Consider the following 11,831-nt stretch of genomic DNA (forward strand, 5'->3'; position numbering starts at 1 on the left):
CGTCGTAGTGAGGGAGCGTTTTTCGCTACAGCGCCAGCAGCTCGCGGATTTCCTGCTCCGTCAGCGCCGTCCGGCTCTGTTCCCCCGGTTCCATCACTTCTTTGATCAAGTCTTTTTTGCGCTGCTGCAGCTCCACCATTTTCTCCTCGACGGTACCTTTCGTGACGAGCCGGATGACCTGCACCACGTTTTTTTGGCCCATCCGGTGGGCACGGCCCGCCGCCTGCTCCTCGACCGCAGGATTCCACCACAGATCGTACAAAATGACGGTGTCCGCTCCGGTCAGGTTCAGTCCGGTGCCCCCGGCTTTCAGCGAGATCAGGAACACGTCGTGCTCGCCGGCGTTAAAGCGGCTGCAGATGTCCACCCGCTCTTTGGCCGGCGTTTGGCCGTCCAGGTAAAATGCGGGAATGCCAAGCTTTCCGAGTTCGCTGCGGATGATGCGCAGCATGCTCGTAAACTGGGAGAAAATGAGGATGCGCCTGCCGCTTTCCAGGCAGTCCTGCGCCACCTCGAGCAGCTGCTGCAATTTCCCGGATTCCCCCTCGTAGCCGTCGACGAACAGCGCCGGGTGGCAGCACAGCTGGCGGAGCCGGGTGATGCCGGCCAATATTTTCATCCGGCTGCGCTGAAAGCCTTCGAATTCAAGGTCGCGGATCGTTTCTTCCTTAAACTCCTCCAGGTAGGCGGCATACAGCTTTTTCTGATCCCTGGACAGCTCCGAATGCCGCACCGTTTCGATGCGTTCGGGCAGCTCTTCGAGCACCTCCGCGCGCAGGCGCCGCAAAATGAAGGGCCGCACCATCCGGGCAATCCGGTCCCGGGACAACCCGCGGAAATTTTTCAAGCCCGAAAAAAGCCCCGGAAAAACGGCGTCGAAAATCGACCACAGCTCGTCCACCGAATTTTCGATCGGCGTGCCCGTCAGCGCAAATCTGCATCCGGCCGTTATTTCGCGGACCGCCTGGGCGGTTTGGGTCGAGGCGTTTTTGATCGCTTGCGCTTCGTCCAGAATGAGGGTGCTGAACGCCATTTCCCTGTAGATCCGGATATCCTTGCGCAGCGACGGATACGAGGTGATGATGACGTCGGCATCGGATTCCCCGGCGGCTTCTTCGCCGCCCTCCTGTACGTCCGTTTCGCTATCCGCCATGCGCAGCAGCATTTCGCTTCGTCCCTTCCTTGCGCCCAGGGCCACCTCTACCTTAAGCGACGGGGCAAAGCGGCGGAATTCCTGCTCCCAGTTGTATACGAGCGACGCCGGCGCAACGATCAGCGCGGGTTTGCGAGCCGCCTGCCCGCGAGCCTCCGACAAAAGGTAGGCGATGCTCTGCAGCGTTTTCCCCAGCCCCATGTCGTCGGCCAAAATGCCCCCGAAACGGTAGGAGCCGAGCGTTTTCAGCCATTGAAAGCCTTCTTTTTGGTAATCGCGCATGACGGAGGCGAGTTCGGCCGGAACCTCAAACTCCCCGTGCTGCGGATGGAGCATATGGTCAAGCAGGACGCGCAGCGATTTTCCGAGCTTGAGGCTGCCGTGTTCCCGGTCCCGCAGTTGAAGGCTCCTGAACAGGGGAAGCTCCATGCGGCTACCGGCGATGTCCCCTTTCCTCATGCCCAGCTCGTCGTACAGCTCGCCGAACAATTGGAAAGCCTCTCCCTCAAGCGACAAATACGAACCTTCGGCAAGCCGGTAAAATTTCTTTTTTTCCACGATGCTGAGCAATATGTTGCGGATTTCCTTTTCGTTGATGCCGTCCAGCTCGAAGCTGATCTCCAGCCAATTGGTCGTCTCGTTGGTATCCGCCTTGATTTTGGGCGCCTTGCGGCCGGTATGGATCATCTGCTTGACGCCGTCCGTCGCATAGACCTCGACCCACGAATCCAGCTTCGGAAGCAGATGAAACAACACGTCGTATACGCTGTCCTCCTCCGCCAAATCCAGCTGCCACGCTTTGTCCAGGCGGATAAAGTCGCTTTCATTCAGCGCGTCCAGCAGCTTTTTCTCCTTTTCCGAATCCCTGACGAGGATCAGGTCGGCATGTTTCCGCGTTTCCCAATCGTCGGCGAGCGCGTCGATCACGATCCCGCCGTACACGAATTCCGCTCTGGCCTGCAGCGCGGCCTCGTCCCGGTCGAGATAGAGTTTCGCGGACAACGCGGGCTGGACGATGCGGTCACGGATCGCCGGATCCACGGACACCCGGCCGATGCTGCGCAATCCCGGGACGACCTTCTCCATCAACGCATCCATTTGATGCGGGGATACGTGGATTTTCGCATGATCGTGGCGGTATAGGAGCGACTTCATCTCGGACAGCAGATAAAGCTCCCGTTCCGGCAGCAGGTACACCTTCCCCTCCAACACGGCGCAGCGGTAGGCGTTCATTACCGTCACCCTTTTGAGGCCCCGGATTTCAAGGCCGTAGGCCTCGCCCGTGCCGCCGCCGATTTCGAACGAGACGGGAAGACTCCCCTCCGCCGCCTCCATCCGCGCAGGCTCGCCGAAGTCCCGTTCAAGGAACGCGCCGGCGGCGATCAGCCGCGGCAGCAGCGTCTCCCATGCCAGAGGCGGAACCGTCAGCAGCCGCTGGTTTCCCGATGAGGCGAATCCGGCATAATACCGGCCCGTCTCGTCGTATGCGAATTCGCTGGCGGCAATGCGCAGCAGCTGCTCGATGACCGCCCAGTCTTCGTCCCGAAACGTATGCTCCGCGGGATCGTACGTAAACAGCCTCGTAAACGGCAGCGGCCGTCCTTCTTCGATATGCAGCAGCAGCTGCCGGATGTTCTGGACGACGTACGTCCGCTTCAGTCCCACCTTCATTTCGATTTTGAATTTGGGCTCGGGCAGGTATTCGTCGGTGATTTTGCATATGAATTCGACGCTGAGGGTTTCCTTCAAGGCGTTCGCAAGCCTTTGTCCCGCTTTGATGCGCCTCTGGCCCGCGGCTTTGTCGAACAAATCGATCAAACCGCCGGTCAAGCGGATGTCGCGGGAAGTCACGCCGGGCGTCGGGAGCGGCACCACTTCGCCTTTTCCCCGGTTCTCCCGCGCTCCGTTTTTCTCCTCGTCCAGCATCAGAATCAGCACGGCCGCAATGTGCTTGCAGTACGGATAATAACCGCCGTAAGCGCCGCATTCGCATTCCGCATGGAAGTCCGCCCCGTCAATGTCGATATGGACGTGATATACTTCATGGTCCTGCACGACGGCCCGGCTGCAGCGGTCCTCGTCGTCGCGCTCCGCGACCATGACCTGTCCCTGCTCCACCATCGCCTCGCCGCGTTTATAGCCCGTGACGCCGCACAGTGTCCTGATTCGTTCAGCGTTAAATGCCAGCATGAATGTATCCTTTCCGAAGCGTATTTGGTCTCTGTCTTACCAATATACCATAATTCCCGCGAAACCAAGAACTCTTGTTCTCCTTACCGGCGGTTCGCCGTCTCTTTGATCAAGCGGAACACCTCGGAAAGCGCATCGGAACTCGGGTTGCTCCGCATGTTCTCAACGATTTCTTTCCGGCTTTTGAATACGTCCATCACTCCCGAGAACAAGGTGTCCCCGTTCAGTTCTTCCTCCTCAAGAACTTTGCAGTACCCCGCCTTTTCGAACGAGCTGGCGTTCAGGATTTGATCCCCCCGGCTCTGCTGCCTGGACAACGGAATAAGAAGCATCGGCTTGCGCAGCGATAAAAACTCGAAGATCGAATTCGATCCCGCGCGGGAAACCACCAGATCCGCCATAGCCATGACGTCCGGCAGCTCTTCGTTGATATATTCGTATTGAATATAACCGGGTCTGTCCATGCTCGGGTCGACCTGGCCTTTGCCGCATATGTGGACGACTTGGAAATATCTCAGCAGGGTAGGCAGCGCCGATCTGACCGCTTCGTTGATTTTGCGGGCTCCCAGGCTTCCGCCCATGACCAGCAGCACGAATTGGTTCGCTTGGAAACCGCAAAAATCCCTGCCCCGGTCCGCATCGCCTTGGTGAAGCTCCTGGCGCACCACCGCGCCCACGTAACGGCTCTTAGCCGTATTCATCTGTTCGGCCGTTTCCGGGAACGTCGTGCAGACGACGGACGCCATCGGAATCGAGATGCGGTTCGCAAGGCCCGGCGTAATATCCGATTCATGGATCACGACGGGCACATTGTTCAACCACGCCCCGATCACCACGGGGACGGACACGAACCCGCCTTTCGAAAAGACGACCTGCGGCTTGCGCTTTTGGATCAACCGGTAAGCCTCATACACGCCTTTGGCTACCTTAAACGGATCCTTTACGTTTTGGATGTCGAAATACCGTCTTAATTTGCCTGTCGAGATTGGAAAATATTTCACGTCCGGAAGGGCGCTTACCAGGTCTTTTTCGATGCCCGCCACGGAACCCGCGTAATCTACGGTCCAGCCTTCTTCCAAAAAAAGCGGCATCAGCGCCAAATTTACGGTGACATGACCTGCGGAGCCCCCGCCGGTAAACATAATTTTGTTCATCATTTCCCCCTGAATCTGCTTGCAGTGTTTTATTCCATTATACAGCCCAAAGGAAGGCTTGTGACGATGCCGTCGGCATCAATCGGGAATATGGCGTCTTTAGCCTATTGTCATTTACGTCCAAAACCGCTAAAATAAGCTTATCTATATTTTGGAGGAGGTGAGGTAGCAGTGGTGCGCAATTTTTCGAACGACCGGATCAATCAATTACCTATGACGTTGTCCGGAATTTTTCATGCAGCGGCATTTCACGGGATCAGTCTGTCCATTTTTAAATATCCGGTTGCTTCAAAAAATTGCGAAATGCCGCTCCTACCTTAACTTCAACGGATGATGTTGCGTTGAACGCTTAAGCCGCAGGGACATTTCCCTGCGGCTTTTTTTCTGTAGGTCCCGGCATCTATGGAGGAAAAAAACAAATGATGATTCAATGCAAAAACGTGCAAAAATACCATGGCGCTGAGCTGGTGCTCTCCGATATCAGCTTCGAAATATCCCGCGGGGAAAAGGTCGCGCTCATCGGCCGCAACGGCAGCGGCAAAACCACCCTGCTCCGCCTTCTGAACGGGAACGAAACCCCGGATCAGGGGCAAATCGCCATCTCGAAAGGAACGAAAGTCGGCCTGCTCGCCCAAATTCCGGAAGCGGCCGCGGAAGAAACCGTTCACGACGTGCTCCTGCGGCCGTTTGCCCATGTCCTGGAATGGCAGGGCCGGATGCGGGCGCTCGAGGCGCTGATGTCCGATCCGGCGCAAAGCGGCGATCCCAAGGCGCTGGCCGGCTGGCTTGACGAATACGGCAAGCTGCAGGAGCGGTTCGAACGCGCAAACGGCTACGAAATCGAAGCCTCCATCGCCAAAATCACGGCCGGCCTGGGGATTCCAGCAGACCAGCTGCCCCAAACCTTCTCCTCCCTTTCCGGCGGGGAGAAAACGAAAATCGGCCTCGCTTCGCTGCTGCTCGAACGGCCGGATCTGCTGCTGCTGGACGAACCGACGAACCATCTGGACATGGCGGCGCTGGAATGGCTGGAACAGTTTTTGGCGGAATACGCCGGCACGGTGCTCGTCATTTCCCATGACCGTTATTTCCTCGATCGCGTGATCACCAAGGTCGTCGAAATCGAGGACGGCGAAGCCTTCATTTACCATACGAATTATTCGGGCTACCAAAAGGAAAAGGAAGAACGTCTGCTGCTGCAATTCGCGCAATACCAGGAACAGCAGAAAAAGATCAAAAAAATGCAGGAAAGCATCAAGCAGCTGATCGAATGGGGCAACCAGTCCAATCCGCCGAATCCCGGTTTTCACCGCCGCGCCGCTTCCATGCAAAAAGCGCTGGATCGCATGGTCAAGCTGAAACGGCCCGTGCTGGAGCGCAAAAAAATGGGGCTGGAGCTCCGCCAGGAGGACCGCTCGGGCAAGCAGGTCGTATATTTTGACCGGGTCGGCAAGGCGTTCGGGGAACGTTTCCTGTTCCGGCATGCGAACGGACTGCTCCGCTACGGCGAAACGGTCATGCTGCTCGGGGCGAACGGCTGCGGCAAAAGCACCCTGCTCCACATGCTTATGGGACGCGAAGAGGTGACGGAAGGTTCGATCGCTTTAGGTTCGCGCGTCGTCATCGGCTATCTCGCCCAACAGGAGCATCCGGACGACAACCGGCAGACGGTGCTCCAATTTTTCCGCGAACAAGCGGGCGTCGAAGAAGGCGAAGCCCGAGGCAAGCTGGCGCGTTTCCTGTTCTACGGGCCGGACGTGTTCAAAAGCGTGTCGAACCTCTCCGGGGGCGAGTGGACGCGCCTGCGTTTTGCCGTTTTGATGGAGCTGAAGCCCAATCTGCTGATTCTTGACGAACCGACCAACCATCTGGATATCGATTCCAGGGAAGTGCTCGAGGAAGCGCTGGAGGAATTTCCCGGAACCATCCTTGCCGTATCCCATGACCGCTATTTTATCGACCGGCTTGCCGACACGATTTGGAGCCTGGAGGAAAGCGGGCTGCGCGTCATCCATGGGGGGCTGGAGGAATACCGGCAGCAGGCGGTTTCGGAAAAGCCGGGGACCGCGTGCGAAACCGAAGCCGCTCCTGCCCCGGCTCCCGGGAAGCAGCGCGTATCCCCTCCGCATGCGCCGCGGCGAAACCGGGAAGAGGAAATCCAAGCCGCCGAGCAGGAGCTGCAGCGCCTCGATTCGCAAATGATGGACGACGGGGTCGCCTGCGACGCGATCCGGCTGGCGGAGCTTCACGAACAACGCGAACGGCTGGAGGAACATCTTCACCGGCTGTACGAGGAATGGCTGCTTCATTCCGAATAAAACGAAGCCCGCGAACGGCCAGTTTTTAGCAGGCAGCATTATATAAAAAAACCAGCCCGTCTCATTCCAGAGACGGGCTGGTTTCATATGGGGATCAGCCTGCGGCCCATTCCATGAACGGCCTTGAAGCGGCCTTATTCCTTGGCCGCTTCTCCCGCAGCATCCGCGGCTGCTTCGCCTTCGGCTTCCGCTTCGTTTTCGGCTTGCAGCACGGCACGCGGAGCGGTGACGGAAGCGATCAGTTCCTCCGGGGACGCCACCAGCGTCACGCCCTCAGGAAGCTTGATGTCGCCTGCGACCAGCTTGTCGCCCATGTTAAGATGCGAAATGTCCACCTGAATCGAGGCCGGCAAATTCGCCGGAAGCGCCTCGACCTCAAGCTCCGTTTCCTGATGCTGGAGCACGCCGCCGGCTTTCGTCCCTTCGGCGGTTCCGAGGAACTCGATCGGCACGCGGACCTTCAGCCGCTTATTCGCGGATATTTGCAAGAAATCGACGTGGCTCACAGCCCCGCTTTTTTTCTGGAAATCCTTAATGATGACGTTAAAATCGGAGGAACCTTCGACCTTCAGCGTAAACATTTCGGTGCGTCCGGTCCGGGCCACCTTCATCAGTTCCTTGACATCGACGCTGAGCGGAATGCTTTCCGTTTGGGATCCGTACACGACGGCCGGAATGCGCCCGCTTTCCCTCAACTTGCGCAAGCTCGAATGCTTGGTATCTTTTCGCGGCTCAGCCGTAAGTGTCTGTGACATCTAGCATTACCTCCTTGGATATCGCCAAATCTGCCGCCTTTTCTATCGAAACGGCATACTTATGTATTACCCATAATGGAGCCAAATCAAACATTGCCCCTATGAATTTGCGGCCCGAACAAAAAAATAGACGGAGGCTGCTGCCCCCGCCTGGCGTCGATTTACGATACGCTGCTTTTCTTTTTGTTATAAATGTCGAAGGCGACGGCCGCAAGAAGCACAAGCCCTTTGATGCCCTGCTGCCAGTCGATGCCGAGGCCGATGAGCGACATGCCGTTGTTCAGGATGCCCATGACCAGGCCGCCGATAATCGCCCCGAACACCGTTCCGATGCCGCCTGTCGCCGAAGCGCCGCCGATGAAGCTTGCGGCGATCGCATCAAGCTCGAAGTTGGTGCCGGCCCGCGGCGTGGCCGCGTTCAGGCGCGCCGCGAAGATGAGGCCGGAGATGGCGGCCATGACGCCCATGTTGACAAACACCCAGAACGTCACCTTTTTCGTTTTGACGCCGGACAATCCCGCCGCCTTTTCATTGCCGCCGATCGCGTAAATATGGCGACCCATTACCGTTTTGTTCATGATGAAGGAATAGATGAGGATGAGCGCAAGCAGCAGAATCAGAATGTTCGGCAATCCCGCGTAGCTGGCCAGCATAAACGCAAACGCCATGATGACGGCCGCGATGATGACGAGCTTGAGGATGAACAAGCCGCCGGGCAAAACGTCGAAGTTGTATTTTTTCTTGGACTGCCGGTCGCGAAGTTCATTGATGACAAAAATGACGGTGCAAATGACGCCGGCCGCAATCGCCACCACGTTGCCGCTGCCCAAATCCGGGATGAAACCGGAGCTGATCTTTTGAAAGCCTGCCGGGAACGGCGAGATGGATTGGCCTTTCAGCACGATCATGGTCAATCCCCGGAACAGCAGCATGCCCGCAAGCGTGACGATAAATGCCGGGATTTTGACGTAAGCGACCCAAAAGCCCTGCCATGCGCCGATCAGCGCGCCGACGATCAGGGAAGCGATGACCGCGACGACCGGATGCAGATGCATATCCACCATCATGATGCCGGCGACGGCACCGACGAAAGCCGCCACCGATCCGACCGAAAGGTCGATATGTCCCGTAATGATCACCAGCACCATGCCGATGGCGAGGACGAGAATGTAGCTGTTTTGCAAAATCAGGTTCGTAATGTTGATCGGCTCAAGCAGCAGGCCGCCCGTGATCAACTGGAAAAAGATTATGATGACGACAAGCGCGATAATCATTCCGTACTGGCGGATGTTATTTTTGAACAATTTAACTAACGTTTCCATGCTTTGGACCTCCTGTCTTGGTCATGTATCTCATCAACGTTTCCTGCGAAGCCTCTTCCCGGCTGACTTCCCCGGTAATCCGCCCGGCGTTCATCACGTAGATCCGGTCGCAGATGCCCAGAATTTCCGGCAGCTCGGAGGAGATGACCAGGACGCCTTTTCCTTCGTCGGCCAGCTGGTTGATGATCGTATAAATTTCGTATTTGGCCCCGACGTCGATGCCGCGCGTAGGCTCATCCAGGATCAGAACATCCGGCTCGGAAAATATCCATTTGCTGAGAACCACCTTCTGCTGGTTGCCGCCGCTGAGGTTGCCAGTTTTCTGCAAAATGTTCGGCGCTTTGATCTTCAGCTTTTTCCGCATGTCCTCCGCGACGAGAATTTCCTGCTTGTCGTTGATGACGCCTTTTTTCGCCAGCTTTGAAAGCCCGGTAAGCGAAATGTTGCGCTTGATATCGTCGATCAGGATCAGCCCGTAATGTTTTCGGTCTTCCGTCACGTAGGCAAAGCCGTTGTTGATGGCCTGGGTCACGGTGTTGTTTTCGATGGGCTTGCCGTCTTTGTACAGGGTGCCGCTGACGTTTCGGCCGTAGGATTTGCCGAAGACGCTCATCGCCAGTTCCGTCCGCCCCGCTCCCATCAGTCCTGCAATCCCGACGATTTCGCCGCGGCGAATGTGCAAGTTGACGTTATCGAGCACTTTGCGGTCGGCCCGAACCTCGTCGTACACCGTCCAATCCTTGATTTCCAAAATGACGTCGCCGATGTTTGGCGTCCGCTCCGGATACCGGTTCGTCAAATCCCGCCCGACCATGCCGCGAATGATGCGGTCCTCGTTCACATCCCCGCTTTTCATGTCGAGCGTTTCGATCGTTTGTCCGTCGCGCAGAATCGTGATCGAATCCGACACCTTCGACACCTCGTTAAGCTTATGTGAAATGAGAATGCAGGAAATGCCCTGCTTCTTGAACTCCAGCATCAGCTGAAGCAGGTTTTCGCTGTCGTCTTCGTTCAGCGCGGCCGTCGGTTCGTCCAAAATGAGCAGCTTGACTTTTTTCGAGAGCGCTTTGGCGATTTCCACCAGCTGCTGCTTGCCGACCCCGAGGTTCCCTACGGGCGTGTTCGGATGTTCGTTCAGTCCTACCTTCTCCAGCAGCTCGCGGGAACCCGCGATCGTCTCGTTCCAGTTCATCAAGCCTTTTCGGGACCGTTCGTTGCCCAGAAAAATGTTTTCCGCGATGGACAGGTACGGAATGAGGGCCAGCTCCTGATGGATGATGACGATGCCGAGCTCTTCGCTTTGCTTGATGTTTTTGAATTCGCACACGGTGCCCTTGAACAAAATATCCCCTTCGTATGTGCCGTGCGGGTACACGCCGCTTAACACTTTCATCAGCGTCGATTTGCCCGCTCCGTTTTCCCCGCACAGCGAATGGATTTCGCCTTCCCGGATTTTCAGGTTGACGTTGTCGAGCGCTTTGACGCCCGGAAACGCTTTCGTAATGTTCCGCATTTCAAGAATGTATTCCGACATAGGTTTCACCTTCCGATCGTTCGAGTATATGGACGGCTTATTTCAGGCCGATTTCCTCCTTGGTGTAATAGCCGGTTTCTACCAGCTCCTTCTCGACGTTGGACGCGTCGACCGACACCGGAGGAAGCAAGTAAGCCGGTACGACCTTTACCCCGTTGTCGTAGGATTTTGTATCGTTGACTTCGGCCTCTTGGCCTTTCAGGACGCTTTCCGCCATTTTGACCGCCTGCTCCGCAAGTTTCCGCGTATCCTTGAACACCGTTTGGGTTTGCTCCCCGGCCACGATGGATTTGATGGAAGCGAGCTCCCCGTCCTGCCCGGTGATGACCGGCATCGGTTTTTTCGCGGTTCCGTATCCGACGCCTTTGAGGGAGGATATGACGCCGATGCTGATGCCGTCGTACGGAGACAGTACCGCGTCCAAATGGGCGCCCGAGTAGTTGGCGCTGAGCAGGTTATCCATCCGCGACTGGGCCAGCGATCCGTCCCAACGCAGGGTGGCGATCTGCGCCATCGTCGTTTGCTTGCTGCGGACGACCAGCTGTCCGGAATCGATGTACGGCTTCAGGACGGACATGGCTCCGTCGTAAAAGAAATAGGCGTTGTTATCGTCAGGCGATCCCCCGAACAGCTCGATGTTGAACGGCCCCTTGCCTTCCTTCAGTCCGAGCTTTTTTTCGATATAGGACGCTTGGAGCACGCCGACCTGGAAGTTATCGAAGGTGGCATAATAGGACAGGTATTCGGTGTTGCGGATGAGACGGTCGTACGCGATCACTTTGATGCCCTGGTCATGCGCTTTTTTGATGACGTCGGTCAGCGTGTTTCCGTCGATCGAAGCGACGACGATGACATCGACCCCTTTGGTGATCATGTTCTCGATTTGCGAGATTTGGTTTTCGACGACGTCTTCCGCAAACTGCAAATCCGTCTTGTATCCTTTCTCCTGGAACAGCCGCTCCATGTTTTGGCCGTCGGCTACCCAGCGCTCCGACGATTTGGTCGGCATGGCGAGCCCGACATAACCTTTGCTTTTGTCTCCGGCCCCCCTCTCGGCCAAATTGCAGGCCGTCAGGACCATGAGCATCGACGCAATCAGAAGTCCTGCGATTGCTTTCTTCATCGGTTCAATCTCCTTTCCGGGATGCTGCGCCCGGGAGCGTTTGCACCATCCTGGGCGTAATGCCTCTCTGTACAAAAAGGATACACGCGAAGCCCCCTCGGGGTCTTTTCACCGATTCGACCAATTTTTATAAATTTCATACCTTTGTGCAAAAAGGAGGGCTGTTTGGATTGAACTTGCCTTGTTATTAAAAAAAGGGCACCCCCTTTTACCGTTGATGAACGGTTCAATGGGGATGCCCTTCGGCATATCAATGAATGAGCTATGATTGCTTGGACATAC

The 11,831-nt window shown here is 56.6% G+C and carries 8 protein-coding genes; 2 read left to right on the forward strand and 6 right to left on the reverse strand.

What is annotated here, in order from left to right; translation table 11 throughout:
* Positions 1 to 25 precede the first annotated feature (25 nt).
* Positions 26 to 3,343 (reverse strand): DEAD/DEAH box helicase, encoded by a 3,318-nt coding sequence (locus tag NYE48_RS19795; RefSeq protein ID WP_340999769.1) that lies wholly within the window; start codon positions 3,341 to 3,343, stop codon positions 26 to 28.
* 83 nt (positions 3,344 to 3,426) lie between these two features.
* Complete coding sequence (locus NYE48_RS19800; protein WP_036712408.1) at positions 3,427 to 4,500, reverse strand: undecaprenyldiphospho-muramoylpentapeptide beta-N-acetylglucosaminyltransferase; 1,074 nt, start codon at positions 4,498 to 4,500, stop codon at positions 3,427 to 3,429.
* Between the two features lie 171 nt (positions 4,501 to 4,671).
* Here NYE48_RS19800 and NYE48_RS19805 point away from each other — a divergent pair, with 171 nt between their 5' ends.
* Complete coding sequence (locus tag NYE48_RS19805; RefSeq protein ID WP_281422480.1) at positions 4,672 to 4,818, forward strand: RAxF-45 family protein; 147 nt, start codon at positions 4,672 to 4,674, stop codon at positions 4,816 to 4,818.
* A 98-nt stretch (positions 4,819 to 4,916) separates the two neighbouring features.
* Positions 4,917 to 6,815, forward strand: a complete 1,899-nt coding sequence (gene abc-f, locus NYE48_RS19810) for a ribosomal protection-like ABC-F family protein (protein WP_340999770.1) — start codon at positions 4,917 to 4,919, stop codon at positions 6,813 to 6,815.
* A gap of 134 nt (positions 6,816 to 6,949) precedes the next feature.
* Here abc-f and NYE48_RS19815 read toward each other — a convergent pair whose 3' ends face one another.
* The 4 genes from NYE48_RS19815 to chvE all read right to left on the reverse strand — a co-directional run bounded on the left by NYE48_RS19815 (position 6,950) and on the right by chvE (position 11,549).
* Positions 6,950 to 7,570, reverse strand: coding sequence for a 50S ribosomal protein L25 (locus NYE48_RS19815; protein ID WP_036712407.1), 621 nt, complete (start codon positions 7,568 to 7,570; stop codon positions 6,950 to 6,952).
* 161 nt (positions 7,571 to 7,731) lie between these two features.
* Positions 7,732 to 8,892 (reverse strand): multiple monosaccharide ABC transporter permease, encoded by a 1,161-nt coding sequence (gene mmsB, locus NYE48_RS19820; protein ID WP_212947348.1) that lies wholly within the window; start codon positions 8,890 to 8,892, stop codon positions 7,732 to 7,734.
* Complete coding sequence (mmsA, locus tag NYE48_RS19825; RefSeq protein WP_340999771.1) at positions 8,876 to 10,426, reverse strand: multiple monosaccharide ABC transporter ATP-binding protein; 1,551 nt, start codon at positions 10,424 to 10,426, stop codon at positions 8,876 to 8,878. The genes mmsB and mmsA overlap by 17 nt, the downstream gene beginning before the upstream one ends.
* A 37-nt stretch (positions 10,427 to 10,463) precedes the next feature.
* The gene (gene chvE, locus NYE48_RS19830) at positions 10,464 to 11,549 is read right to left on the reverse strand and encodes a multiple monosaccharide ABC transporter substrate-binding protein (protein WP_340999772.1); all 1,086 of its coding nucleotides are present in this window, start codon (positions 11,547 to 11,549) and stop codon (positions 10,464 to 10,466) included.
* Between the last annotated feature and the right edge of the window lie 282 nt (positions 11,550 to 11,831).

The organism is Paenibacillus sp. FSL M7-1455, assembly GCF_038004655.1.
Taxonomy (GTDB): Bacteria; Bacillota; Bacilli; order Paenibacillales; family Paenibacillaceae; genus Paenibacillus_AQ; species Paenibacillus_AQ cookii.